The following is a 26,232-nucleotide window of genomic DNA, read 5'->3' as shown; positions in this document are numbered from 1 at the left end:
GTGGCGCAACGGGCCTGGGCGCGTTGCCGTGAAAGGGCCATTCAGGAGGCCCTGATGGGAGTTCAGTTTTGACCAACGCTCCCGTCCTCTCACGCGATCCCGAGGAACTCCCGGCCGATCTGCCGCGCGGCGGGGACATCCCGGCGGATCTCGACCCGCTCGCCGAGGGCATCCTCATGGAGCACCAGAAGAGCTGGCTGGAGGATTTGTCGGACCTGAAGGTCTGCGAGAAAGGGCGCCGGACGGGCATTACCTTTGCCGAGATGCTGGGTTGCACCCTGATCGCCGCTGCAAAACGGTCCGCCGGCGGGCAGAACTGCTTCTACATCGGTGACACCAAGGACAAGGGCCGCGAGGCCATCGGCTATGTCGCCCACTTCGCCAAGGTGGTGGCCGGCGAGCTGGGCCAGGTCGAGGAGTTCCTCTTCGAGGACCAGCAGCCCGACGGCAAGACCAAGCAGATCGCGGCCTACCGCGTGCGCTTTGCCTCTGGCTTCCGTGTCGAGGCGCTGTCGTCGAACCCGGCGAACATTCGCGGCCTTCAGGGCACCGTTGTCATTGACGAGGCGGCCTTCCACCGCGACGTGCGCGAGGTCATCGACGCGGTGAACGCCTTGCTGATCTGGGGCGGCAAGGTGCGGGTGATCTCGACCCATAACGGGCACCTGAACCCGTTTAACGAGCTGATCCGCGAAGCCCAGGCTGGCAAGAACGGCTTCAAAGTCCACACCTACACTTTCGGCGACGCGGTTTTGAACGGTCTCTTCAACAAGGTCTGCCTGATGAAGGGCGACGCGTGGAGCCAAGAGGCGCAGGACGCCTGGGAGGCGCAGATCCGCAGCTCCTACGGCGCGCGCGACGCCGCGATGAAGCAGGAGCTCGACGCGATCCCCTCGGAGATGGCCGGCGCCGCGCTGACCCGGGTGCAGATCGAGGCCTGCCTGGTGAAGGGCGCGCCTTTCCTCCGCTGGCACCAGCCGGACGCCTTCAAGAATGCGCCGGAGGAACAGCGCAAGGCCGAGACGCTGGCCTGGTGCGAGGAACACCTCAAGCCGGTTCTCGACAGCCTGGACCCCAAGCGCCGCCACAACCTGGGCGAGGACTTTGCCCGGTCCGGCGACGCCACCGACATCGTGATCATGGAAGAGGGCGAGGACCTGCGCCAGCGCTGCAAGCTGATCGTCGAGATGCGCAACATCCCCTTCGGCCAGCAAAAGCAGGTCTTCTTCTACATCGCGGACCGGTTGCCACGCTTCATGAAGGGCGCCGTCGACAAGACCGGCAACGGTGCCTACCTCGCCGAGGAGGCGGCCATGCGCTACGGCAGCCGGATCGAGGAGGTGAGCTTCAGCCGCGAATGGTACGCCTCCGAGATGCCCTCCTACATCGAGGCCTTCACCGACCGCACCATCGAATTGCCCAGGCACGCCGACGTGCTGGCGGATCACCAGGCGTTGCAGTTCGTGGATGGGATCATCCGCGTGCCGCGCGACTTCCGGTTCAAGGGATCGGACGGGCTGGACCGTCACGGCGACAGCGCCGTGGCAGGGGCGCTCGCCTGGTACGCCAGCCGACAGACCGGTACCGAGATCGCCTACCAGCCGGTGACAGAACGCCAGGACGGTCCCGAGGATCGGGACAATGACCGGCCCTGGTGGCGCCAGCCGCTGGGCGCGCGCCTGCGCGGTGGCGTGTTTTGACAAGGAGTGACCAATGACCCAACTGGTCGATCAATGGGGCCGCCCGGTCCGTCGGCGTGAGCTGACCCGCGAGGTGGCCGGGCCGTCCCTGACGGGCGTGCGCTCGCCGCTCACCGGCTATCCCGGCGACGGGCTCGATCCGCGCCGCCTGGCCAACATCTTGCGCGAGGCAGACGAGGGGCATCCCGAACGCCAGCTGGAGCTGGCCGAGGCGATGGAAGAGCGCGACCTGCACTATGTCGGTGTCCTGGGCACGCGGAAGCGCAGCGTCACCCAACTCGACATCACGGTCGAGGACGCCAGCTCGGACGCCATCGACAAGCGGATCGCCGAGGATCTTCGGACCTGGCTCCTGCGCGACGAGCTGGAGGAGGAGCTGTTCGATATCCTCGACAGTATCGGCAAGGGCTATTCGTTCACGGAGATCATCTGGGAGCAAAGCACGGGTCAGATCTGGCCGGTGCGGCTAGAGGCGCGGGACCCACGCTGGTTCCGCTTCGACCGCCGCGATCTCAAGACGCCAATCCTGATCGGCGAGAACGGCCAGGACGAGCCGATGCCCGCGTACAAGTTCATCCACCCCCGGATTAGGGCCAAGAGCGGGATCACGCCGCGCTCGGGGATCTGCCGGGCCGTGACCTGGGCTTACCTGTTCAAGATGTACACGCTGCGGGACTGGGCGATCTTCACCCAGACCTATGGCCAACCCCTGCGCGTCGGCAGATACCCGGTGGGCGCCTCCGAGGATGACCGCAACACGCTGTTCCGGGCGGTGGCGAACATCGCTGGCGACTGCGCCGCGATCATGCCCGAAGGCATGGAGATCGAGTTTGTCGAGACGAAGAATGTCGGCGCCTCGGTGGATCTTTACGAGAGCCGGGCCGACTGGCTGGACAAGCAGGTCTCGAAGGCGGTGCTGGGCCAGACCGCGACCACCGACGCCGAGGTCGGCGGGCTGGGCTCCGGCAAGGAGCACCGGATGGTGCAGGAAGACATCGAGCGGGCGGACGCCAAGGCGCTCTCCGGGGCGCTCAACCGCGACCTGGTGCGGCCCTGGGTGGATCTGAATTACCGCGAGCATGGCCGCTACCCCCGGATCGTGATCGCCCGCCCCGAGGCCGAGGACCTTGCCAAGTGGATGGAGACCGTGGGGGAGGCTGTGGATCGCGGGCTGGCCGTGGCAGAGGACGATGTCTATGCCAAGCTCGGCCTGCGCCGCCCCTCCGAAGGGGCCAAAATCCTGCGTCCCGGGGGGCAGAATGCGCTGCAGGCGCCGGGTCAACCGGGGGCAGGGGACGGAAACCCTCATGAGAGCGCCGTTAAATACCCATTGAATACCCTTGCCGCTCTTTCGGCGGCGGTGGGCCGTGACGACGAGAGAGGCCGCTCAGCGGGCGGCACAGCGCCTCTCGACATCGCGGTCGATCAGCTGACCGAGGAGGCCGCGCCCGAGATCGAGGCGATGCTGGCGCAGATCGAGGCGATGATGGGCACGGCCGATAGCCTGGACGAGCTGCGCGAGATGCTGCTGGGCGCCTATCCCGCGATCTCGCAGGACGCGCTGGCACAGGTGCTGGCGCAGGCGTTCATTGCGGGTGACCTTGCAGGGCGTCTGATGGCCGGGGATGGCGATGGCTGATCTCGCTACGAGCTTTCGGAAGCCGTTCAAGGAACAGGTGGCGGCCTTCCGGCTGCGCCTGGGCAACCAGGTGCCCACGGCCAAATGGGACGATCTGTGGAAGGCGCAGCACGACCGCGCCTTCATGGTGGCGGGCGCTGCCAAGGCGGATCTGCTGGCTGATTTGGCCAAGGCTGTCGAGAAGGCCATCGCGGAGGGCACGTCCCTGGAAGAGTTCCGGCGCGACTTCCGCAAGATCGTGGAGCAGCGCGGCTGGCACGGCTGGACCGGCGAGGGCACGAAGAAGGGCGAGGCCTGGCGCACCCGGATCATCTACCAGACGAACATGCGCACCAGTTACGCCGCCGGGCGGCACGCCCAGCTGGTCGAGGGCGGGTTCAAATACTGGGTCTATCGCCACGGTGGCTCAATCGAGCCGCGCGAGCAGCACTTGGCCTGGGACGGGCTGATCCTGCCGGCGGACCACCCGTTCTGGGCCACGCACTATCCCCCGAACGGCTGGGGCTGCAGCTGCTACGTCATCGGCGCGCGCTCTATCCGGGGCGCGCGGCGCGTAGGCGGCAACCCGAACGTCACGCTGCCCGAGAACTGGCGGGATCTCAGCCCGAAGACCGGCGAGCCGGACGGGATCGACCGGGGCTGGGGATATGCGCCGGGCGGCAGCGTGGTCGAGGAGGTGCGGAAGCAGATCCGGCGCAAGGCCGGTGCCTTGCCCGAAGGGTTGTTCACGGCGCTGACCGAAGATGCCGCCGACCCGCCGTCGCCGTCCGTGCCGCCTCTGCGACCGGCGACGTCCCTGAAGGATGCGGCGGTGCTGGTGGTGGAAAGCGGGCTGGCCGAGAAACAGGTCGCTTGGCCCGGGAAGGTGAAGCTCGATGCGGTCAACGAGGTGGTGCAAACGCTCTGGGAGTTGAAAAACCGCTTCGATATGGTGCCGTTGCAGGCCGTGGGCTCCGCGAAGGTCATAGCCACGGCAACCGGAGGCAGGCTCAAGCCTTCGCCGAACGCCAGTGCCTGGTACGCACCCGGATACAAGGTCATGGGCTGGAACAGGGTCGGGCTGTCCAGGGAGCCCTGGTATGCGCCCGAGGCACAAGCCAAGCGATTGGAGACCTGGGCAACGGAACATGCGAAGGCGATTGCAAAGCTGCCGGATGGTCCAGCACGCCGCGCGGCCGAACGCGCAACATGGCAGCACACGGTGGTGATCGGGGGCGACGACTATCCACGCTCCGTGGCCATTCACGAGACCGGCCACCAGTTCCACTTTTCCCATTGGGAGGCGGTGAACGCAGCGATTGAAGGCTGGGATCGCGACGGGTGGAACTTCGCGGTTTCGATCTACGGGTCGACAAACTTCAAGGAGTTTGTCGCTGAGAGCTTCGTGCTGTATATGTTGGGGCCGGAGTATCACGCCCGGATCAAGCCCGAGCTGCTCACTCTGTTCAAGGCAAGGGACCGCCGGAATGTCTGACGTCACGCAGCAGATCATGGACCTGATCAACGCGGAGCCACTGCCGGCGGATGCGGAGGATCGCTTGTCGGAGCTGATCGAGCAGTTGCCGGAGGAAGACCAGGACATGGCACGCGCCACCTGGTCGGAGGCGCTGTTCATGGCGCGGCAGTCCGCAGATTTCGATCCCGCCGCACCAACGGTCGAACTGGATCTCTGAGCCGGCATGATCACCGTCGACGTCACCACGGACACGCTGCGCCCCGCCCTGGCCGAGGCAGAACAGGCGCTTTCCGACCTGACGCCGCTCCTTCAGGACATCGGCGAATTGATGGTCGAGCGGACCAAGGGCAATTTCAAGACTGGCACAGCGCCGGATGGCACGGCCTGGGCACCGCGCAGCCAGGCAACGCTGGACGCCTATGCCGCTCGGGGCGACACGCCGAAAGGTGGCCCGCTGGTCGGGGTGACACGCGCGCTGTCGACTACGATTGCCTATGAGGTTGCGCCGGGGCACGTCGATTGGGGATCAAACATGATCTACGCCGCCGTGATGCAGTTCGGCGCGGCCCAGGGGCAGTTCGGGACCACGTCGCGCGGTGCTTCGATCCCCTGGGGCGACATCCCGGCCCGGCCCTTCGTAGGCATCGGTCCCGAGGGTGAGAGCGCCATCCTGAAGACCATTGAAGACTACCTTCAAGACCTGATCGACGACTGATCTTCCGCGCAACCTTCCCAATGTAGCGGGGGCGCGGAACCGGGCATTTTGCCCTCATGAACACGCGTCCAGATATCTCGTCATTCGAGGCAGTGGCTCTTTCGCTGGAAGGCGAGGCCCCGCCCGAATGGATCCAGCTCCTGCCCGCACCGGGCGAGAAGTTCCGCTCTGTCGATGGGCGGGGTCCCTGGTTCTACGACAGTGCCGAGGAGCTGATCGCCGCCAGCACCGCCTCCGGTGAGCGGATCTTTATCGATGTGAACCATGCCACCACGCGCTCCGCCCCGAAGGGCGGTGACGCTCCGGCCGTGGGCTGGATCGAGGAGCTGCAGGGCCGCCCGGACGGGATCTGGGGGCGTGTGACCTGGAACAGCAAGGGCGCCGAGCTGATGGCGGACCGTGCCTACCACGGCATTTCGCCGGTGATGTCCTTCAACAAGGCCACCGGCAAGGTGGCGCGGATCTTCCACGCCTCCCTGACCAATACCCCCGCCCTGGGCGGGGCCATCGCATCCCTTTCCGAGGAGACAGACGACATGAACATGGCCGCAATCGCGAAGGCCCTGGGCCTCGCGGAAGATGCTGGTGAGGACGCGATCCTCGCCGCCATCTCCAAGCTGAAGAAAGGCGCGGAAAAGCCCGCCGAGCTCTCCACCCTGGCGCTTGCGCTGGGGGCCGAGGAGGGCGCCAGCGTGGCGGAACTGACCGTCCTGGCCAAGGCAGCCGTGGCGAATGCCGGCGACGCCGACCAGGTCGCCGAGCTGACCGAGCAGCTGGGCGAGCTGCGCGCTGAACAGTGGCTGGACAACAAGGTGGCCGAAGGCCGCGCCATCGATGCCGACTTCCGCGTCGAGCTCTCGGCGCTCTGGCTCGAAAATCCCGACCGCGCCGAGATGGTGGTGAGCCGCCTGCCGAAGCTCTCGGCGACCCATACAGCCAAGTCGGCCCCGAAGGGTGAGGCAATCACCGAACTGAGCGCCGACCAGAAGACGGTCGCCGACCAGCTCGGGGTGTCCCACGAGGATTTCCTTGCGCAGCTGAAGGCTGACGCGGGCGAAGAGGAGGCAGCCTGATGGCCGCACTGACCGCAGACCGCAACACTGCCCGGTTCGAGGGTGACATCCGCCAGGGCGACGTTGCCGCCTCGACCGTGATCTATGCCGGCGCCCTGGTGATGCGCGATGCCTCGGGCAACCTGGTCGAGGGCCAGACCGCCACGGGCCTTGTCGGCGCCGGCCGCGCAGAAGAGCGGGTCGACAACTCCGCAGGCTCGGCGGGTGACCTGACCTGCGATTATCGCCCCGGCATCTACCGCTTTGCCAACTCGTCGGCGGCGGACGAGATCACCAAGGCCGAGATCGGCGACGTCTGCTATGCCGTCGACGATCAGACCGTCGCCAAGACCGATGGGTCCGGCACGCGCTCGCCTGCCGGGATCGTCGCCGGGCTGGACAGCAACGGCGTTTGGGTCCTGATGGACGAGGGTGCGACCGCCGCCGCCTTTGCCACCGCGATCACCGCCGGATCGGTAGCGGTCGCCGGGGCCACGCTGGCGATCCCGGTCACGCACCGCTACGTCGCCAAGACCACCGGCGGCGCAGAGGCGTTGACGCTGGCCGACGGCACTCCGGGGCAAAAGCTGACCGTCTCGCTGGTCTCTGACGGCGGCGACGGCACCCTGACGCCCGACACCTGCTCGGGCTTTGCCACCATCGTTTTCGCCGACGCGGGCGACACCGCGACGCTGGAGTTCATCGACGCCACCGTCGGCTGGATCGTCACCGGCGCCCACGGTGCCACCGCGCAACCCGCGCTGACCCTCTGAGGACATTGACATGCTTGTAAACGCCGCAAACCTGAACAGCCTCCGGGTCGGGTTCAACGCCTCCTTTCAGCGTGGGCTGGGACAGGCGCAGCCGATGTGGAACCGGGTCGCGACCGAGGTCCGGTCGACGCAGAAGGAACAGAAGTACGGCTGGCTCGGGAAGATCCCGCGCGTACGTGAATGGATCGGCCCGCGCCTGGTCCAGAACCTGATGCAGCACGATTACGCCATCACCGAAAAGCCGCTGGAATTGACCGTCGGCGTCGACCGTGACGACATCGAAACCGACAACCTCGGCATCTACGCGCCGCTCTTCGAAGAGATGGGTATGTCGACCGGCTCCGAATGGGACCTGATGGTCTTCGGTCTGCTGCCCCTTGGCTTCACCACCGAGTGCTACGACGAGCAGAACTTCTTCGATACAGACCACCCGGTCCTTGACGAGGATGGCACCCCGACCTCCGTTTCGAACACCGGTGGCGGTTCGGGCACGCCCTGGTACTTGCTGGACACGCGCCGCGCGCTGAAGCCGTTGATCCTGCAGAAGCGCAAGGACTTCAAATTCGTCTCGCTGGATCGCGAGCAAGACCAGAACGTCTTCATGAACAAGGAATTCGTCTATGGTGCCGATGCGCGGGCGAATGTCGGCTTCGGGTTCTGGCAGATGGCTTACGGATCGAAGCAGACGCTGAATGCGAGCGCATATGCCGCCGGTCGCACCGCGCTCTCGGGCATGAAAGGCGATTATGGCCGCCCGCTGGGCCTGATGCCCAACCTCCTGGTGGTTCCGCCCTCGCTGGAAAGCGCCGGCCGCAAGATCCTCAACTCCGAGTACGGCTCGGGTGGGGAGACCAACGAGTGGAAAGGCACCGCCGAGCTGCTCGTCGTGCCCTGGCTGGCGTGAGGGGGTAAGCCATGACCCGCGAGGAGCTTGACGCACGCGCCGCCGAACTCGGGATCTCCACCAGCTCGCGCTGGAAGGACGAGACGGTGGCCGAGAAGATCGCCGAGGCCGAGGCAGAGCAAGCCGGATCGGATACCACGCCGGAAGGGACCAGCGACGGCCCCGGGCCGGTGGAGGGGGCGGGCGAGCGCGCCGCCCCCACACAATCCGCCGCCGAGGAAGACCAGGGGTCCGCGCCCGTCGCAAAAGCGGCGGCGGCGCCTCAAGAGGTGGCAAAGCCTGCCGTCCCCGACCCGGAACAGCCGCCCGAAGGCGTGTTGACCGTCATCGGCCCCAAGCGTGGCCGCTGGCGGGCCGGGCGGCACTTCTCGCCCGAGCCGGTGAAGATCCCCCTGGCCGAGCTGAGCGATGACGAGATCGCCATGCTGGCCAACGATCCGAAACTCACCCTGTCCGGTCTGCCTCAAGACTGACACCGCCCGCCGTGCCGGGGGGCGCGGCGGGCCACTTTCCCGGCGGCTGCGCCCCCGCGCCGCCGGGGCTTTTCACCCCTGTTGAACGGTCCTTCAAATGCCCTATTGCACCCAGGCAGATCTCGAACAGCGCTACGGCACCCAGCTGCTGGTCGACCTGACCGACCGGGGCGAGCTGGCCACGGGCGCCATCGACGCCGACACGGTGACCCGCGCAATCTCCGAGGCGGACGCGCTGATCGACGGCTACGTCAAGGGCCGCTACAGGCTGCCCTTCGCCGTGACGCCGGACCCGATCCCGAAGATCAGCCGCGAGATCGCGATCTACACGCTGCACGTCTACGAGCCGAACGAGAAGATCGTCCGCGACTACAGCCAGGCCATCAAGACGCTGCAGGAGATCGCCAGGGGCAACGTCATCCTGGACGCCGACGGCGTCACCCCCTCCGAGACCGGGGCAGGCGGCGTGCGCGTCAACGACCGCGACCGACCCTTCACGGCTGACAACCTCAAGGGCTTCATCTGATGCTGGCCGATATCAAGACACGTCTGGAGGAGCGGGTCGTGGAGCTGGACGGCCGGGTCGGACTGGCAAGCGATTTCGTCTCTGTCCTGCGCGGCGGGACCGCCCCGCGCGGCGGCGTGAACGCCTATATCCTGCCGGGCACCACCACCGGTCTGCCAGCCGCCACGCTGGGCGCGGGCCTCTTCATCCAGCCGGTCCGGCGGGGCGTCTCCATCGCCACATTCCTGCAATCGACCGACCCGCGCGGCCAGCGCGCCCTGGATCGGCTCGACGACTTCCTGGCGGACATCCAGCAGGCGATTTGCGGCTGGGCGCCGGGGGACGAGGTGGGCGTTTTCGAGCTTGCGGCCGAACGCCCGGCGCCGACCCAGAACGGCCTCATGGCCTTTGTCACAGAGTTCCGCATCACCGACCAGCTGAGGATCACCACATGACCAGGCTCCCGCAATCCGGAGGCAGTTTTGTCCGCACCGAGAAGGGCGGGCTGAAGCAGACCGTCAAGCCCCCCAAACCCGCGCCGCGTCCCAAGCCGGAACCGGCAGAGCCTGCACAGAAGGAGGCCTGATAGATGCCCCTGTACTTCCGCAAGAAGGTCCTGCTGGCCAAGATCGAGACCACCTACGGCACCGATCCGACGCCCACCGGCGGCGCCAACGCGATCCTGGCCTCCGAGATCAGCATCCAGCCCATGCAGGGCGCCGATGCCGACCGTGGCCACGACACGCCTTACCTGGGCGCCAACGCGACGATCCCCTACGATCTGCATGCCGTGATCAGCTTCAAGGTGGAGCTGGAACCCTCCGGTACCGCCGGGACCGCGCCCGCCTGGGGGCCGCTCATGCGCGCTTGCGGCTGCGCCGAGACCGTCGATGCCGGTACCGACGTGGTCTACAACCCGATCTCGGACAGCTTCGAGAGCGTGACGATTTACCTTCACATCGACGGGCATCTGTTCAGCTTGACCGGCGCGCGGGGGAACTGTGACGTCACGGTCAATGCCAGCGGGATCCCGGTGCTGGAATTCACCTTCACCGGCCTCTGGACCAAGCCCGCCGCCGGCACCCTGCCCACGCCCGATTACAGTGCCTGGCAAAAGCCGCGCATCGCGTCGAACACCGCCACGCCGACCTTCACCATCGACAGTGAAGAAATGGTGATGCGCAGCTTCAAGATCGGCCTGGGCAACCAGGTCGAGGGCCGTTTCCTCGTGGGCGCCGAGGAGATCGTGATCGTCGACCGGTCCGAGATGATCGAGACACAGGTCGAGGCGGTGGCCGTCGCGACCCTCGATCCCTGGGCGCTGGCCCGCGACCAGACCTCCGTTGCCGTGGCGCTGACCCACGGTACCGGCGCAGGCCGCATCGCGGCGCTCTCGGCCCCGACCTGCCAGATGCAGCGCCCCGGCGATCCGACCGAGGCGCAGGGCATCATGGAATGGCCGCTGAACCTGGTCCCGCTGCCCGGCTCGGGCAACGACCAGTGGACCCTCACCCTGACCTGACCGGAGACCATAATGGCGCATGTCGACAGCACCTCGGACGACCGCACCGCGAACAACGCGGTGCGCCATCAGTATCGCGTCCTCTGCGACGAAGAGAAGGCCGCGATGGAGGAACTCAAGGATCTCGGCGCGGCCTTCATCGACGCGTGCCAACGGACCGGCAGCAGCCGCGAAATGTCGATCGCGATCACCAATGCTGAACAGGCGGTCATGTGGGCCGTGAAGCACGTCACCAAGTAGAGGAAACCCCATGGCATTTCGCATCGCCGAAGAGCGTGTTTTCACCCGCACCGTCCAGACCGCAGACGGTCAGGACTTTCGCGCCGAGTTCTTGATCCTGCCCGACGACGAGATGACCGGCATCGAGGCCCAGGGCGTCGAGGGCGAAAAGGCCGTCATGCGCAAGATCATCCGGCGCCTTGACGACATCGAGGGCGCGGACAAGCAGCCGATCCCGCACTCGCCGGAGCTGCTGGAGCAGGTCATCGGTTTTGCCGACCTGCGGATCGCGCTCTTGCGGGCCTACAACGAAGGCCGCGTGGAGGCCCGCCGGGGAAACTGAGATGGGCCGGGCGGGCACTGATCGAGGGGCACTTCTCGGACCAGTCCGGCCCGGCCCGACAGATCGACGAGGACGCGGCATTCTGGGGCATCCCGCCCGAGCTGCTGCAGGCCAAGGACGCGGACGAGGCGCTTTGGCCCGAGCATGTCGCCGCGCTGGAGGCCTTTGCCGTCGTCAGCACCCAGTGGCGGATCGAGCCGCGCTTTGGTGCCCCGACCCGCTGGGTGGGCCTGGACCACGCCGCCGTCAAGGCCGGGCTGAGCCTGGCGGGGATCGAGGTCACGCCCGACCTCTGGGCGGACATCCGGCAGATCGAACAGGGGGCCAAAGAGGCCTTGAACCGGGATTGAACGGGGGGTGACATGACGCTGAATATGCATGCGCGCCTCACCGCCGACGGCAAACAGGCGCAGGCGGAATTGGCCAAGACCGGCCAGGGCGCGCGGGGGCTCAAAACCGAGGTTGATGCCCTGGGGCAAAGCGGCCAGGGCGCTTCGACCGACTTTATGGCCCTGCAGAAACAGATGCAGGCCTACAAGGTCGATCTGGTCAATCTCGGGAAAGAGCACGCGGCGGCGAAGAAGCAGATCGACGCGCTGCGCGGTGAGCTGACCAAGCTCAAGGCAAAGGCCAAGGAGACCAAAGCGCCTATCAATAGCGCTGCAGGATCCGTGGGCAACCTGACCTCGCAGTTCAACGACATCGGCGTGATGCTGGCGGCTGGTCAGAACCCCCTGCAGCTGGCGATCCAGCAGGGGACCCAGATCGGGCAGGTGTTCCAGTCGACGGGCGCCAAGGGCAAGGATGCCTTCAAGCTGCTGTTGCAGGGCGCCACGGCGATGATCAGCCCGATCAACCTGATCACCATCGGCACCATCGCGATGGGCGGGGCGCTGATCCAATGGTTGAGCAGCAGCTCCGACGAGGCGGATCACTTTGCCGAGCGCCTGGAGAATGCCAAGGCCAAGATCGACGAGCTGCGCTTCGAGAACCGTTTCCTGACCTCCGGTCTGGCATCGCCGGAGGAACTCACGCTCCTGGACGATGCCAGGAAGGCACGCCAGGAATTGAGGGAGGCGCAGGCCGAACTGGCAGACAACCAGGGCCGAGGCTCCTATCCCTTCGAACTTGCCGTACGAGAGGCGAAAGAGCGGCTGGCCGCCGCCGAAGCCAATCTCACGGCGCTGCGCGACGCGCAGGGGATCAACAAGGAGCTCACCGACGAGGCCAAGGAAAAGGCGCGCCTGGAAGAGGAGGCGCGCAAGCGCCGTGAACAAGACCTGGCGACCGCTGAAGAGATGCTGCTAAGCCTTCAGCAGGAAAATGAACTCACTCGTATTGGCCTGACCTTCGGCGAAGACAGCGTGATGCTGGAACGCGCCCGGGCCGACGCAGCCCGCGCTGCGATGGAACGCGCCCTCGACGGCCTGACTGTTTCTGAAGATCTCAAGGACGCGATCCGCGCCACCCTTGAGGAAAAGCTCCGGCTGGCGTCGGTCGACATCGAAAGCGGGCTGGGCGCCGGGTACCGGATGGCAAAGGCGCTGGCGGATGAGCTGCAGCGTGCAGTGGGTGCCGCGATTTCCTTGTCCGCGCAGGGCATTGCCGACATGCGCACCGCCGAGATCAACTGGGAATACCGGGACGACCCTGTCGGACGGGCCGGCGCGCTGGCCGGCGAGAGGTTCAACACCAATCTTGGCGACACCACTGGATTTGATCCGATTGTGCAGGAAGGTCTTTCGCTGCAGCGTGCGGAGTATGTCGCCAATGCCAAGGCCGTCGAGGAACTGCGGCAGAAGACCATCGCCTGGAGGAAGGAGCAGGCCGAAGCTGGGCGGTCCGCTGGAGGTGCGGCCAAGGCAAGCCACAAGGAACGCGAAGCCGTCAAGGATCTGATCGCGGCCAAGCGGGATGAACTTGCCCTCCTGCGCGAGAGCGATCCGATCCAGCAGGAGATGATCCGCCTGCGCGAAGACCTCGCCGGGGCGACGGAGGGAGAGCGGCGGGCGGTGGCGGGGCTGATCGCCTCGATCCAGGAGGAGGAACTGGCCAAGGCCCAGGCGGCGGAGACCTCGGAGTTCTTCCGCTCCAGCATGGCGGACCTGATCCCGGACCTGGTGCGCGGCGGGGATGAGGCGGCCTCGGCCTGGCAGCGCATGGCCCGGTCGCTGGAGGACGCCGCCTGGCAGGCGCTGCTCTTGGGCGAGGGCCCCCTGATGGGGCTGGTCAACATGCTCTTCGGGATCTCGGGGGGCGGTGGCGGCGCCCTTGGCTGGATCGGCAAGATTTTCGGCCTGGCCGAAGGCGGAGGGCACGATGCGGTCGGGATGCACTACGGTCTGGGCGGGCCGAAGGCCGACAAGATCCCGATCCTGACCTCGGCTGGCGAGTTCACGGTCAACGCCCGCGCGACCCAGAAACACCGCCCGCTGCTGGAGGCGATCAATGCCGGCGCGCCGATCCCCGGATTTGCGTCCGGTGGCGCGCATGGCGGCGGCAGCTACGCTGCGCCCGCGCCCCAGGTGAGCCTTAACCTCTACGACCAGACCAGCCGGGGCATTCGCCTGGAACAGGTGAAAGAGACCGGCCCGGACGGGTCGCGCCAGACCGCCTTCGTCGCCTCCGACATGGTCAACGAGGCCATGAACCTGCCGGGCGGCAAGGCCCGCCGCTCCTTGCGCCGCAAGGGGCTGCGCGAGCCGCTGGTGCGCACATGACGGTCCCGACCTGGCCCAGCGAACTGCCCCGGCCCCTGCGGAATGCCTATGCCGAGACGTTGCAGGACAACCGCCGCCGCCGCGCCGCCGAGCACGGCGTGCCGCGCTACGCCCCGCGCTATTCCGGCGTGCCCGCGCTGCTGCAGCTGAAGCTGGTGCTGGATCCCGAGCAGCAGGGCATACTCGACCGGTTCTTCCGGGCGGACCTGGTCACCGGGACCTTGCCGTTCTGGATGCCGGACCCGCGCCGCGACGGGCTTCCCTTGTTCGATACCGACGGCACGCCGCTCCTGTTCGAGGATGACACACCGATCCTGGGCGAGCGCGTGATGCTCTGCCTCTGGGGGGATGAACCGCCGCTTAGTGGCCCCATTCGCGGGACCTCCATCGACGTCTCCTTCACCGTCTACGACCTGCCATGAGCCGCTCTGTTTCCATCACCGCCCGCCGCCACGACGAGGCACGCAGTTCCACCGAGGTCGAGGTGTTGCTGATGCAGTTCGAGCATGCGGATCTCGACGCGCCGATCCGCATCTCCTCGGACGCGACACGTCTGTCGGTCGACCCGCTGCTTTACGGCACACGGTCGACCTGGAACGGGGCGGACCCTGCGACCGAGTATTACGAGTTCGCCTTTGCCAGCTACCAGATGCCCGGGGACCAGGAGGATGCGCCTGCGGCCGTGCGCGTCATCCTCAGTCTCTTCGATGACACCCTGGTCAAGAAGTTGCGCTCGACCATCACGCCGGCGACGGCGCACCTGGCGGTTGTCTATGCCGCCTCGCCGGACACGGTCGAGATCGAGTACCGGGGCCTGGAGGTCTCGGACATCTCCTACAGCGACCAATTGGTCATCACCTCCGCCCGCCGGGCCATCGAAGAGCGTGGCGTCCCGCGCGACCTGATGACCAAGGACCGGTTCCCGGGGCTGTTCCGATGAGCTGTTGGTCGGTCGAATACCTCGGGATCCCGCAGCAGGACCACGGGCGCAGCCGCGCGGGCGCGGACTGCTGGGGGCTGGTGCGCCTGGTTTATTGGGGCGAGCTGGGGATCGACCTGCCCAGCTACACCGACGTCTGCCCGGACCTGGCGGAACGGGCGGAACTGGGCGCGTTGATCACGGGCGAGCGGGACAAGGGACCGTGGCGCGCGGTCGAGGAGATCGCGCCTTTCGACGTCTTGCTGTTCCGGGTGGGGGCGCATGCCACCCATGTCGCCGTGGCCGTGGATGCCCGCGACATGCTGCACATCCACGGCCACAGCGAGAGCTGTACCGTCCCGATCCGGGATCCGATGTGGCGCAAGCGGCTGATGGGGGTCTACCGCTATGCCCGGCCCGCGCCGGTCCATGTGATCGCCGCGCGGGGCATGTTGCCTGACCAACTGCGCCAGAGCTTTGATCTGGCGCCCACACTGACCATCGCTCAGATCGTCGACCGGGTGTTCCCCGGTGCGCCGGACAGCGTGCTGAGCCGGGTCCGGGTGACGATGGCGCATGGACGTGACTGGCGCCCGGTCCCGCGCGCTTGGTGGTGCCGCATCACGCCGCACGCCGGCACCCATGTCGCCCTGCGCGTGGTGCCGGGCGTGGGCGCCCTAGCCATCAAGGCTGCGGTTTTCCTTTCCGGTCTGGGGTTGGCCACGCCGGTGGTCAACATCCTCGCATTCGGGGGAGCCCTGGCCGTCACGGCGCTGGGGGCGGCGGCGCTGAACTCGCTGATCCAGTTGCCGCAGTCGCCGGATGGTCCGGGGGATCCCGAGACCGATTACGCGGTTGAGGGATTGCGCAACCAGGCCATCCACGGCGAGCCCGTTCCCATGCCGATGGGTCGTATCCGGGTCGCACCCGTCTTTGCCATGCAACCCTACCAGCAGATCGTCGGCGACGATCAGTATATCCGGGCGCTGTTCCTCTTCGGCTATGGCCGTCTTGATATCTCTGACATCCGCATAGGCGATACGCCGATCACCGAGTTCAGCGACATCGAGTACGAGTTGCGCGAGGGGGCGCTCGACGATGATCCGGTGACCATCACGTCGATCCAGGCGATCGAGCAACCCGAGCAGATCGAGCTGATCCACGACTACGGTCTTGACGACGACGGCAACCCGGACAAGGCGGGTGGGCTGATCGAGACGCCGGTGATCCGGAGGCTGGCATCGGACGCGGTGCGCGGCGGGATCGTGCTGAACTTCCCCGGCGGTCTCTACCGCTTCGACGTGAACTCGGAGGAGAACAAGCGCCACACCGTGACGTTCCGGCTCGACCAGCGCGAGGTCGGGTCAGTGAGCTGGACTGAGGTCGCTGAGCTGGAATACTCCGCCGCCAGCGCCAAGCCATTCCGCCGGCAATACACTTGGGCGCTGCCCTCGCGCGGGGACTGGGAGATCCGCCTGACACGGACCTCCTCCAGCGAGGATCATTCGAGGATCTCCCGCACGGTCTACCTGACCGCGGTGCAGGGCTACCGGCCGGAATACCCGATCGACCTTGAGCGCATGAGCGCGCCGCTTGCGATGATATCGGTGAAAATGCGCGCCACGTATCAGCTCTCCGGCACGCTCGACCAGCTCAACGCGCTGGTGCAGCGCTACGCGCTCGACTGGGATGGCGAGACCTGGACCGAGGCGCTGACCCGGAACCCGGCCTCGGCCTATCTCTTGGCGCTGCAGGGGCCGGACAATCCCGAGCCGGTCGCCGACGCGGAGATCGACTGGGAAGCGCTGGCGGACTGGCACGAATTCTGCACCGCGAAGGGCCTGCACTATGACCGCGATCAGCGGCGCTGGGAAAGCCTGCTGGACCGGCTAACCGTCATCGCCGCCGCCGGCCGGGCCAGCCCCTGGCACGATGGCGCGGCCTGGTCGGTGATCATCGACCGGCAACCGCCCCGCGAGCGAACCCATATCGCGCCGCGCAACAGCCGCAACTTCCAGGGGCAGCGCAGCTTCCTGCGCACGCCCGATGCGGTAAGGGTCCACTTCAAGGACGAGGACAACGACTATCTCGACGGCGAGGTCGTGGTGCCCTGGCCAGGCAAGAGCGCGCCCTATGACCTGGTCGAGGAGTGGCAGAAACCGGGCAAGACCAACGCCACAGAAATCGCCCGCGAGATCTACCGCGACATGCTGGTGGTCGAGCATCGGCGCGACCGCTGGACGGTCGAACGATCGGGGGCGGCACGCGTGGAGACGCGCGGCGATCATGTCTGGCTGACACACCCGGTCCTGGACAGCACGCAGGCCTCGGCATGGGTGCTGTCCGCCCAGGACGCGCTGATCATCCTCGACGAGATGGTGACAATGGAGGCCGGGCAGAGCTACGCGATCCGCTTCATCGGCTTCGACGAGGAAGATCCGGTGGGGCAGTCTGTGCTGAGCGCGGTGCAGACGGTGCCGGGGCAGACCAGGACGCTGCATGTCACCGGGGCCGATGTTCCGGCCGAGGGGGCAATGATCCTCTTCGGTCCGGTCTCGGACGTCTCCGAGCGGGCGCTGGTGCTGGACATCGAGCCGGGTGAGGATTTCTCGGCCACGGTCACGCTGACCAATGCCGCGCCAGAGATCGAAGAACTGACCGATGCCTATGTGCCCGAGACCTGGTCCCCCATCGTCGGGCAGATCGTGGACGTCGGCATCGACCCGCTGGCGCCGGTCTTCGCCGGGATCGAAACCACGGCGGCCGAGGGGGTCTACGGCAGCGACGCGCGGAGCTTGCAGGTCACCCTGGCCACCGCCCCCGACGACCGGGCGCTGATCGCCTCCTTCGAGCTGGACCACCGGCTGCAGGGAGCAGGGTCCTGGACCACGGTGGCGACGGCGCTCTCGGCCGAGCTGAGCTATGACCAGGACGACGTGGTCGAGCTGCGTGCGCGTGCGCTCGACTTCGATGGCGACTGGGGCGCCTATACCGCCACCGCGACCGTCACCGTCGGCGCGGACCTGGGCGCCCTGCCGGAGGAGATCGATCTGGAGGCCGTCACCGTGTCCGCCGGCCTGGGCGTGACGCAGATCACCGTGGCGGTGGGCGATCTGAACACCGCGAGCGTGCAGATCTTCCGCACGGCGGTCGGCGACAGTTTCGACCCGGTTGCGGATGTCCTCGGTGCGCCGGAGACCGAGACGGACGAGGATTTCCTCGGCCAACCAGTGCCCTCCGGCCAGCCCGTCACCTTCACCGATGGCGACAGCACCCGTGCCGATCTGCTGGCGGCGACCTGGACGAACGGCGGCGGCTGGGGCAGCGCAACGCTGCCCGCCAGCCACACGCCGGGCGCGGCATCCACCCTGTCACAGTCCCTGAGCCTCACAGTAGGAGAGACCTACCGGGGTCAGGTCACGATTTCCGGCCGGACGGCCGGGTCGGTCACCGTGCAGCTGGCGGGCGGGACCGCCGTGCCCACGAGCGCGATCAGTGCCGATGGCCAGGCGCTCTTCAGCCTCGACGCGGTGACTGGAAATGACAGGATCGAGGTTGTGTCGACCTCCGATTTCGACGGCACGGTCGAGAGCCTGACCCTGATCCGCGAGACCGCCGCAAGTGCCCCTCAAGGGGCGTTTGAATACCGATTTGCAGCCCTCAACAGCGACGGGATCGGCTCGGCCGTGTCCGCCGCCATCACAGTCACCATCATCTGAGGCCCCACATGAGCACAGGCATACGCATTTCCGACAAGGACGTTTTGGCAGGGTTCGATTTTGTCTTCGCGCTGCACAACGGATCCACCGGGCCATTGTCCTCGACCGCCCTTGCGACGGCTCTCGCCGCGACGGGGGCGGTGGCCGATGCGATTGCGGCCAAGGCCCCCACGACGGTCACCGACGATCACGAGACACGCATCGAAGCGCTGGAGGCCGCCGTGGGTGACTTTGCCCTACAGGGTGGATGGGATGCGTCGTCTGGAAGCTTCCCCGCCGCAGCATCGGCCAATGACCTCTGGGAGGTGAATACCGCTGGCACGGTGGACGGCATCCCGTTCGTTGTCGGTGACCAGGTGGTCGCATTGGTTGATGCCGCGAGCACGACGACCTACGCGGGAAACTGGTACAGGCTGGAGGACAAACAGGTGCTGTCGGTCGCAGGCAAGACCGGCACGGTCACGCTGGTCAAGGGCGACGTGGGCCTGGGTAACGTCGACAATACCGCCGATGCGGACAAGCCTGTCAGCACAGCGACACAGACCGCGCTGAATGCCAAGGCCCCACTGGCAGGACCCGCGTTCACGGGCGACGTGGACATGACCGGCGCCGATAGCGTGGCGGTGCCGGACGGCACGGCGGACGGGCATGCGGTTAACAAGGGGCAACTTGATGCGGCGACGGAGGCATCTGGCGCTGGTATTCCCTATGGTGTGATGGCTGTGCAGCCGCTCGGCGTGCAAACCCCTGCTGGGTGGGAGCGCACCGGCGCGTATACCGATATTGACGGTACACTCACGCCGGTCGTGCAGCGTGTCGGCAGTGACGTTGGGAGGCTCGCGGCCACGATTGGCGGTCTGCTGGTGCGCATCGACCCCACGCTGTGCTTTCAGGAGGCGGATTACGGAGCGACGACGCCAGCGGCGGTGGGGGACGCCGTGGGCTGCATCCGCTGCACCGATGAGACATACCGTGCGGTAGCCACCTCTGACGCGGCACGCGGCACCCTGCGGCAGGACGCGGCGGGCTCGTTTTACATTGAGGCCGCCAGCAGCGGCGAGATCTATGTCCCCATTGACAGCAACAGCAACGTGCTCGACCTCGGGACGGACTGGTGCCACATCGGCGGCTGGTATCAGTCCGGCAGTACCGGCACCTATTATTTCGGGACCACAAGCACCGCCAATGGCGGGCTGCGATTTGACGGCGCGGCGGGCCTGCGCTGGCCGAACGCGGCGGGCAGCCTGACGCAAATCGCTGGCAACCTGGGGTATGGTAAACCACACGTTGTCGATATCGAACGCACGGGCGCAGACCTGACTTGCACCATCTCAAACGGTCAAAACGCGCCCCTCGGAGCCAATCCGGCGACCGTGACGAAAACTATCGTGCCTTACGATGTGAGCGCAGATACGCAGGGGCTCGCCATTTTCACATCGCGCAACACGGCGTCCACGTCTGCGCCGACGGGTCGTTTCTACGGTGGATACTGGGGGCCGATCCCGACTGCCGCCCAGAAAGAGATCATTCGTGCGGACATTTTCCGGGGGACCTTCCCGAACGTCTCGCGCACACCGAACGGGGGAAATCCGGTCATTCTCGACTACGAAAACTCTGAGTTTTCCTGGGCGGGGGTTGATCGTGTCTTGGGTGATCTGACCGACAACGGGGGCGGTCACTACAGCCTGACCGAAGACGCGTGGTTCGAGCCGGAAATGCTCTTAGTGCTCGACTATGAATTTGCAGAGGGGGCCTCGCCTTCTGGCACGCTGCTGGAAATAGAGTCAGACGCGGGTACCGTGATCAGTTGCGCATTCGAGACAATCAATATCGGCGGCACTGACACATTCCGGGTGCAGGCGACGGTGCAAAATCAGGGCACGGACATGGTTCTGGACTGGCCGGGACAGTCCACGGGCATCGTGGGCTGGGGGCGGCATCGGGTAGGGCTGCGGCTGCGGCAAGACCGGCTGCCAGAGTTCTTTTCTGACGGACGCCCGGCGCAGAGCAACACGACAGTGTTTTACACGGCGATGGACATTCCCACCGGCATCCATACCGGGGCCAATGCTGCCAGCGCCGCGGCGCTCACCAACGCCACGCTTCACAGCGCCGGAATCTATCCTGGGCGCTACACCGACGCGGAGGTGCGCGCGCTCATGGCAGACACAAGTGCCCAGGTGCACCTGTTGGGGGATAGTTTTCCCGCCAGCAATAAAATCGAGCGGTATATCTCGCAGGAGCTGGCCAATTACGGCGATTACGCCCTGACCAGCACAGACGGGGTAGGTGGGAGCACCGCGACCGAGCAGTCCGCGCGCCACGCGCTCTACCCGGCCATGTGGGACGCGGTGACCGTCCATATCGACGGCGCGTGGGAACTGGCCAGCACCCAGACGCGCGACCAGTGGCTAAATGCGCTCGCGCGGATTGATGAGAGACTGACGGCAAGCCTGTATATTGTCGAGGCAAACCCGATCCGCTCCGAGAGCGACGGAGATCCTGAGATCGCCGCTTTGCGCACGGCCTGGAACGACCTGAGGACATTTGCCGAAGCACTGGTGCCAGACGGCTATTACGTGGGCACCCTGGCCGCGATCCAGTGCCTCAACGACGGCAGCGCAAATGACCTGTCGGACATCGCGGACGACATCTGGCCGCGCAGCCAGACCGGAGACGGTACGCACCCGAATGACACGGCCAAACTCGTCATTGCCCGCGCGATCATCGGCGCCCTGATTGCCAACGGGGACATGACCGGCACCGTGGCGGTGCCGGGTGCACCGCAGACCGTGGCTGCGGTCACAGGATCGTCGTCAGGCGAGATCGACGTCACATGGGACATGCCGTCTGACGATGGCAGACGGCCAGTAGAGGCGCACCGCGTCAGCGTCGAGGACAGCCCCGCGTCCGGCACATACTCGGTCGTCGCGACCGACCTGCGCGCGCGGTCGTACACCATTACCGGGCTGACGGCTGGCGCCACCTACGGCGTCCGCGTCGAGAGCTACAATCCGGAGGGCTGGGGCGCTGTCGGCAGCGATAGCGCAGCTGCGGGGTCTTGATTGATCGACCTCCGGCACTGGTCGGGCCGGGTCCGTGAGCGGGCGTTAAACAGGCGTTTAGCGGGGGGTCAATCGGCTGCGAGGCGCAGCTCTCGAAAACCCCGTTGCTGTAAAACTTAGTGTAAATCACTGTAAAACTTAGCGTCACGCTACACTGGTGTAATTTACGGCAAGAATTTGCGTCACCCTACAAGCCGCCAGGAAGATCCCGGTGCGATTGCTTGTTGGGAATTTGTGGCACTCAGTGTGGGAAATTCTGGTCCGGTCGGGCAGAACCCCGCCGAACCTGCCGGAATCGGTCCGATTCAGGGTGATTCGCAGGTCAAAATCAGGCATCAAGCTTCGATAGATTGGGTTCGCGAGGGCCTGGTGCTCCTTTTCCGTGGATTTCGTGGGACCGTAGGGGAATTTTTTCTCACCACTGAGCGCGTCTACATCTTGTGCCCAATTTTCCGCATCCCGCTAGGTTTGCGCCAATTCGCTCCTGAGGTGTCGATTTTGTCCTATTTCCAAGGCCCTGTCTGCCGGCGCATTCCTCGATTTCCCCCAAAAAGGGATTGATTACCATGAAGTGTCATGGCATCAATAATCCACACGATGAGACGCGGAGGCAAGGGCACCCAAGGCCCAGCACCGAACTCACAAAAACAAAAAGAGCAGGTTTCATACAGGCGTTCGCTCTCATCGTGACAACAAGGATCCGGCGCGCGGGCGAGCAGACATCCCCCCAGGTGGCGCGCGCAGTCGGAGACACCCGCATAGCGGGTCAAGCGGCGGGTTGATCAATGGCAGCTGATCAACCCGCCGTATTTCGTTTCAAACGGGGGAAGAGGGGCCGAGGGCAGTGAGCCGCAGGCTGAGGTTCAGAGGCGAGCATCGACTGAAGGTCGATGGCAAGGGGCGGATGAGCATTCCCGCCTCCTTTCGTCGTGTCCTCGAGGCTGGCGACCCCGACTGGGAAAAGGACTCCAAGGACAACGGCAATCCGGGCTTTGTCATGGTCTATGGCAATCCGCGGCTGCCCTACCTGGAATGTTACACCGTCGAAGAGATGGAGCGCATCGAGGATCGCATCGATGCGATGAAATCCGGCGAGCGCAAGCGCATGTTGTCCAAGATCTATTCCTCGGGGTCGGTCAATGCCTCCGTTGACGACACCGGGCGGATCGTGATTCCCGCCAAGCTGCGCGGGCGCTACGGCATCGATGGCGAGACCTACGCCGTGGCCAGTCTCAACAAGTTCCAGATCTGGGCGGCGGACCGCTACCAGCCGACCGATGCAATCGAAGAAGATGACCTGATGGACGAACTGCCGGAGGATCCGATGGAGTGGCTGGACGAGGCCGAGGAGGTCTGAGTGAGCGATCCCGCGGCGCATAACGGCGGCGCACCTCATGTTCCGGTGCTGCTGCGCCCGCTGCTCGAGGCGGTTGCGCCGGTCGAGGGCATCTGGATCGACGGAACCCTGGGCGCTGGCGGATACACACGCGGCCTGCTGGAGGCGGGCGCCGACAAGGTGATCGGGATCGACCGTGACCCGCTGGCGCATGAGATGGCGCGCGACTGGGGCGCGGCCTATGGCGACCGGCTGGAGCTGGTCGAAAGCAATTTCGCACAGATGGACGAAGCGGCAGAAGCCGTCGACGGCGTGGTGCTGGATCTCGGTGTTTCCTCGATGCAGCTTGACCGGGCCGAACGCGGGTTCTCCTTCATGAGGGATGGGCCGCTGGACATGCGCATGGGGCAGGGCGGGCCGTCGGCGGCGGATATCGTCAACACGGGTGACGAGGCGGAAATCGCCGATATCCTTTATATTTATGGTGAAGAGCGGCAATCGCGCCGCATTGCGCGGGCCATCGTGCAGGACCGGCCCTTTGACCGGACCCTGCCGCTGGCCGGGCTGATAGAACGCGTCATCGGGCGCACCAAGCCCGGGCAGGCCCATGCGGCCACCCGCAGCTTTCAGGCGCTCCGGATCGCGGTGAACGGAGAATACGACGCGCTGTGGCAGGGTTTGATGGCCGCCGAACGGGTGCTGAAGCCGGGCGGGCGGCTGGCGGTCGTGACCTTCCATTCGGTCGAAGATCGGATGGTGAAACGCTTTTTCCAGCTGCATGGCGGCAAGAAAGAGCATGTGAACCGGTATGCCGCCGAGGCGCCCGAGGCCACGGAACCCTTCGAGGTTCTGACCCGAAAGGCCATCGGGCCGGATGCGGACGAACTGGCGGCCAATCCGCGCGCTCGCTCCGCCAAGCTGCGGGTGGGGCGGCGGACGACTGTCCCGTCCCGGCCTGTCGAGGCCGCGGACCTGTCCACCCCCCAGATGAAACCGAAAACAAGGAGAAGATGAAATGCGCAGCCTTATGTTCCTGCTCGCAGCCGCGGCCGTCATCAGCTCCGGCTATTGGGCCTATTACGAGAATTACCGCACCAAGGCAGAGCTTGACCACGTCGACGATCTGCGGCGCGACATCGGCGGCGCGCGTGAACGGCTGGCGATCCTTCGGGCGGAATGGGCCTACCTGAACCGGCCTGACCGTCTGCGCGATCTGGCCGAGCTGAACTTTGATCGTCTGGGCCTTTTGCCGCTGACACCGAACCACTTTGCCAAGGTCGACCAGGTGGCCTTTCCCCAGCTTCAGATCCTTGACCTGACACAGCCCATCGACGTGACCTCTGCCGGGGCGACCAACCCATGACCCGTATTCCGCTTCGCCCGCTTGCCCGTATCCTTGAGGCCCGCCAGAACGGCGAGAATCCCGACGTCATCGAGCGAGAGAACCGCCGGCTGCGCCACGAGGACATGCGCGACCGGATGCGCCTGCGCGCCGAGGGTCGCCTGCTGGTGCTGGCGATGATGTTCCTCTGTGCCTACGGCGTGGTGGGGACCCGGATGGGCGTATTGTCGGCCTCGGAACCCGAAGAGCCGCGCGCCCAGGCCAGCGGCGCCTCGATCATTGCCAGCCGCGCGGATATCGTGGATCGGCAGGGTCGCGTCCTGGCCACCAACATGTCGACCCACAGCCTGTACGCGCACCCGCAACAGATGATCGACCCGCTGCGTGCGGCCCAGGAACTGGCCCGGATCTTTCCCGAGATGGAGGCCGAGGCGCTGGCGCGGCGGTTTGCTGATCCCAAGCGTAAATTCCTATGGGTGAAGCAGAAACTCAGCCCCGAACAGATGCAGGCCGTGCACGACATCGGTGAGCCCGGACTGCTGTTCGGCCCGCGCGAGATGCGGCTGTACCCCAATGGCGCCATCGCCTCCCATGTCCTTGGCGGCGCACGTTTCGGTCGGCAGGGGGTTGCCTCGGCCGAGGTGGTGGGGACCGCCGGGATCGAGAAATACCTGGACGAGGAACTGCGGGACCCGGCACGCGAAGGCGCCCCCCTGGCGCTGTCCATCGACCTGTCGGTGCAGGCGGCGACCGAAGAGGTGCTGGACGCGGGCATGAAGATGCTCAACGCGCGCGGGGCTGCCAGTGTGCTGATGGATGTGCACACGGGCGAGGTGATCGCCATTGCGTCGCTGCCCGATTTCGATCCGAACGACCGGCCCCGCCCACCGGTCGAGGGGCAGCCGGACGACAGCCCGCTGTTCAACCGTGCGGTGCAGGGCCTGTACGAGCTTGGCTCGACCTTCAAGATCCTGACGATCGCGCAGGCGTTGCAACTGGGCCTTGTCCATCCGGAAACAATGATCGACACCTCGCCGCCCTACGAGGTGCTGGGCTTCAAGGTGGGCGAGTTCCACGGCAAGAACTACGGCACGATCTCGGTGACGGACGTGATTGCGCAAAGCTCGAACCGGGGCACGGCCAAGATCGTCATGATGATCGGGCGCGGGCGCCAGCAAGAGTTCTATCGCAACCTGGGCATGTTCGAGCCGCCGCAACTGGAAATCGTCGAGGCCAAGGGGGCCAAGCCGCTGGTGCCTTCGCGCTGGACGGATCTGTCGGCGGTGACGATTTCATATGGCCACGGCATCTCTGTCTCGCCGCTGCACCTGGCGGCGGCCTACGCGATGATCGGCAATGGCGGGCACATCGTGGAACCGACTCTGCTGAAACGCGACCGCCCGCGCGTGGGTGACAAGCTGCTGCGGGACGATGTTGCCGAAGCCTCTTTGCAGATGCTGCGCAAGGTTGTGATCGGCAAGAAAGGCACGGCCACCTTTGCCGAGGTCCCGGGATACCGTGTCGGCGGCAAGACCGGGACGGCGGAAAAGCCCAAGAAGACAGGCGGTTATCACAAGGACAAGGTCATCGCCACCTTCGCGGCCCTTTTCCCCACCGACGCGCCGCGTTATGCCCTTGTGGTAATGCTGGACGAGCCGGTCGAGACCACCGGCTCCAGGCCGCGGCGCACCGCGGGCTGGACCGCCGTGCCGGTGGCCGCCGAAATGATCACGCGGATCGCGCCGCTTCTGGGCTTGCCTCCGGAGTATGATAAGGGGCAAGTGAAGACGTTGACGACGGCCTCGGACTGAGGTCGTCCGCCGCGTACCG

25 protein-coding genes are annotated in these 26,232 nt (G+C 66.0%); all 25 read left to right on the top strand.

The window, feature by feature from the left end:
* The first annotated feature begins 68 nt into the window (after positions 1-68).
* The 25 genes from KZZ07_RS19600 (at position 69) to KZZ07_RS19485 (ending at position 26,213) form a co-directional block, all read left to right on the top strand.
* Positions 69-1,700: a hypothetical protein gene (locus KZZ07_RS19600; protein ID WP_255564464.1), complete on the top strand. Its 1,632-nt coding sequence runs from the start codon at positions 69-71 to the stop codon at positions 1,698-1,700.
* A 13-nt stretch (positions 1,701-1,713) separates the two neighbouring features.
* A complete protein-coding gene (locus KZZ07_RS19595) occupies positions 1,714-3,339 on the top strand; it encodes a DUF935 domain-containing protein (protein ID WP_219516590.1) in 1,626 nt (541 codons plus the stop codon).
* On the top strand, positions 3,332-4,813 hold the full coding sequence (locus tag KZZ07_RS19590) for a phage head morphogenesis protein (protein WP_219516589.1): 1,482 nt from the start codon (positions 3,332-3,334) through the stop codon (positions 4,811-4,813). The genes KZZ07_RS19595 and KZZ07_RS19590 overlap by 8 nt, the downstream gene beginning before the upstream one ends.
* On the top strand, positions 4,806-5,012 hold the full coding sequence (locus tag KZZ07_RS19585) for a hypothetical protein (protein ID WP_219516588.1): 207 nt from the start codon (positions 4,806-4,808) through the stop codon (positions 5,010-5,012). The genes KZZ07_RS19590 and KZZ07_RS19585 overlap by 8 nt, the downstream gene beginning before the upstream one ends.
* Before the next feature lie 6 nt (positions 5,013-5,018).
* On the top strand, positions 5,019-5,510 hold the full coding sequence (locus KZZ07_RS19580; RefSeq protein ID WP_219516587.1) for a phage virion morphogenesis protein: 492 nt from the start codon (positions 5,019-5,021) through the stop codon (positions 5,508-5,510).
* 56 nt (positions 5,511-5,566) lie between these two features.
* Positions 5,567-6,583 (top strand): phage protease, encoded by a 1,017-nt coding sequence (locus KZZ07_RS19575; protein ID WP_219516586.1) that lies wholly within the window; start codon positions 5,567-5,569, stop codon positions 6,581-6,583.
* On the top strand, positions 6,583-7,335 hold the full coding sequence (locus KZZ07_RS27800; RefSeq protein ID WP_255564463.1) for a hypothetical protein: 753 nt from the start codon (positions 6,583-6,585) through the stop codon (positions 7,333-7,335). The genes KZZ07_RS19575 and KZZ07_RS27800 overlap by 1 nt, the downstream gene beginning before the upstream one ends.
* A 10-nt stretch (positions 7,336-7,345) precedes the next feature.
* On the top strand, positions 7,346-8,239 hold the full coding sequence (locus KZZ07_RS19565) for a Mu-like prophage major head subunit gpT family protein (protein ID WP_219516585.1): 894 nt from the start codon (positions 7,346-7,348) through the stop codon (positions 8,237-8,239).
* An 11-nt stretch (positions 8,240-8,250) separates the two neighbouring features.
* Complete coding sequence (locus KZZ07_RS19560) at positions 8,251-8,712, top strand: HI1506-related protein (protein WP_219516584.1); 462 nt, start codon at positions 8,251-8,253, stop codon at positions 8,710-8,712.
* A gap of 97 nt (positions 8,713-8,809) precedes the next feature.
* Complete coding sequence (locus tag KZZ07_RS19555; protein ID WP_219516582.1) at positions 8,810-9,238, top strand: gp436 family protein; 429 nt, start codon at positions 8,810-8,812, stop codon at positions 9,236-9,238.
* A complete protein-coding gene (locus KZZ07_RS19550; RefSeq protein WP_219516581.1) occupies positions 9,238-9,672 on the top strand; it encodes a phage tail terminator protein in 435 nt (144 codons plus the stop codon). Before KZZ07_RS19555 ends, KZZ07_RS19550 begins: the two co-directional genes overlap by 1 nt.
* Positions 9,669-9,803 carry a hypothetical protein gene (locus tag KZZ07_RS27795; RefSeq protein WP_255564462.1) on the top strand — a complete coding sequence of 45 codons (135 nt, stop codon included), beginning with the start codon at positions 9,669-9,671 and terminating at the stop codon, positions 9,801-9,803. Before KZZ07_RS19550 ends, KZZ07_RS27795 begins: the two co-directional genes overlap by 4 nt.
* 3 nt (positions 9,804-9,806) lie before the next feature.
* Entirely contained in the window at positions 9,807-10,739 is a 933-nt protein-coding gene (locus KZZ07_RS19545) for a phage tail tube protein (protein WP_219516580.1), read from the top strand.
* Between the two features lie 12 nt (positions 10,740-10,751).
* Positions 10,752-10,979, top strand: a complete 228-nt coding sequence (locus tag KZZ07_RS19540) for an Acb2/Tad1 domain-containing protein (protein WP_219516579.1) — start codon at positions 10,752-10,754, stop codon at positions 10,977-10,979.
* Between the two features lie 10 nt (positions 10,980-10,989).
* Complete coding sequence (locus KZZ07_RS19535) at positions 10,990-11,301, top strand: hypothetical protein (protein WP_219516578.1); 312 nt, start codon at positions 10,990-10,992, stop codon at positions 11,299-11,301.
* Positions 11,298-11,651, top strand: coding sequence for a DUF1799 domain-containing protein (locus KZZ07_RS19530; RefSeq protein ID WP_370631208.1), 354 nt, complete (start codon positions 11,298-11,300; stop codon positions 11,649-11,651). Before KZZ07_RS19535 ends, KZZ07_RS19530 begins: the two co-directional genes overlap by 4 nt.
* Before the next feature lie 12 nt (positions 11,652-11,663).
* Positions 11,664-14,021, top strand: a complete 2,358-nt coding sequence (locus KZZ07_RS19525) for a phage tail length tape measure family protein (protein ID WP_219516577.1) — start codon at positions 11,664-11,666, stop codon at positions 14,019-14,021.
* Entirely contained in the window at positions 14,018-14,443 is a 426-nt protein-coding gene (locus tag KZZ07_RS19520; RefSeq protein WP_219516576.1) for a hypothetical protein, read from the top strand. The genes KZZ07_RS19525 and KZZ07_RS19520 overlap by 4 nt, the downstream gene beginning before the upstream one ends.
* Positions 14,440-14,961, top strand: a complete 522-nt coding sequence (locus KZZ07_RS19515; protein WP_219516574.1) for a hypothetical protein — start codon at positions 14,440-14,442, stop codon at positions 14,959-14,961. The genes KZZ07_RS19520 and KZZ07_RS19515 overlap by 4 nt, the downstream gene beginning before the upstream one ends.
* On the top strand, positions 14,958-18,659 hold the full coding sequence (gene gpJ, locus KZZ07_RS19510; protein WP_219516573.1) for a TipJ family phage tail tip protein: 3,702 nt from the start codon (positions 14,958-14,960) through the stop codon (positions 18,657-18,659). Before KZZ07_RS19515 ends, gpJ begins: the two co-directional genes overlap by 4 nt.
* A gap of 8 nt (positions 18,660-18,667) precedes the next feature.
* Positions 18,668-21,724 (top strand): fibronectin type III domain-containing protein, encoded by a 3,057-nt coding sequence (locus KZZ07_RS19505; RefSeq protein ID WP_219516572.1) that lies wholly within the window; start codon positions 18,668-18,670, stop codon positions 21,722-21,724.
* An 844-nt stretch (positions 21,725-22,568) separates the two neighbouring features.
* A complete protein-coding gene (locus KZZ07_RS19500; RefSeq protein WP_219516571.1) occupies positions 22,569-23,081 on the top strand; it encodes a division/cell wall cluster transcriptional repressor MraZ in 513 nt (170 codons plus the stop codon).
* On the top strand, positions 23,082-24,074 hold the full coding sequence (rsmH, locus tag KZZ07_RS19495; RefSeq protein WP_219516570.1) for a 16S rRNA (cytosine(1402)-N(4))-methyltransferase RsmH: 993 nt from the start codon (positions 23,082-23,084) through the stop codon (positions 24,072-24,074).
* Position 24,075: 1 nt separating this feature from the next.
* On the top strand, positions 24,076-24,423 hold the full coding sequence (gene ftsL / locus KZZ07_RS19490; protein ID WP_219516569.1) for a cell division protein FtsL: 348 nt from the start codon (positions 24,076-24,078) through the stop codon (positions 24,421-24,423).
* A complete protein-coding gene (locus KZZ07_RS19485; protein ID WP_219516568.1) occupies positions 24,420-26,213 on the top strand; it encodes a peptidoglycan D,D-transpeptidase FtsI family protein in 1,794 nt (597 codons plus the stop codon). The genes ftsL and KZZ07_RS19485 overlap by 4 nt, the downstream gene beginning before the upstream one ends.
* The last annotated feature ends 19 nt before the right edge of the window (positions 26,214-26,232 follow it).

The organism is Mameliella sp. CS4 (assembly GCF_019392335.1).
Lineage (GTDB): Bacteria > Pseudomonadota > Alphaproteobacteria > Rhodobacterales > Rhodobacteraceae > Antarctobacter.
Note: the sequence above shows the minus strand (reverse complement) of the source record. Positions and strands in the feature narration are given on the sequence as shown.